Origin of the sequence: Xenorhabdus innexi (assembly GCF_002632485.1) — a bacterium.
Lineage (GTDB): Bacteria > Pseudomonadota > Gammaproteobacteria > Enterobacterales > Enterobacteriaceae > Xenorhabdus > Xenorhabdus innexi.
Map to the genome: position 1 here is coordinate 1 of NZ_NIBU01000268.1, position 445 is coordinate 445.

The 445-nt window shown below is 44.3% G+C and carries 1 protein-coding gene; it reads right to left on the reverse strand.

All coding sequences use genetic code 11. The features are described from left to right. Nucleotides 1–445 (reverse strand): transposase (locus Xinn_RS21535; protein WP_153043450.1); only part of this gene is annotated, 445 nt, incomplete at both ends.

The window sequence follows — 445 nt, forward strand, 5'->3', positions numbered from 1 at the left end:
ATGATTTTCTTTGTGGTGTTTTGAACGCGTTCTGGCATAAATATTCTTGTGCTTTTTCCAGCCAAAAATACGTTTCCGACCACGCCTTTTGGAGCAGGTTTTCTATGATTGGTTTGAGCCAAATGTCTGTATTTTGAGCGGCCTTGAACAAGGAGACGGCAGAAAATAACCGGCTTGCTAACGAACGCCTGAGCAGCAATGCCAGTAAACTGAGCCAGATGAGTCCCGTGGTTATCGTTTCTTTCCTTGTGGTAAATCCGTGCCAATTTGTATGCGATTTTAGCTCTTTGAACAATAGTTCTATTTGCCAGCGGCAACGATAAATATCCATGATCTCACTGGCGGTAAACTCGTCCACCGATAAATTTGTTAGCCAAAGACAGAAACGTTTTTCTTCGGCAAACCAGCGGCGGACAAGACGAAACTCATAACCCTTACGCCGACA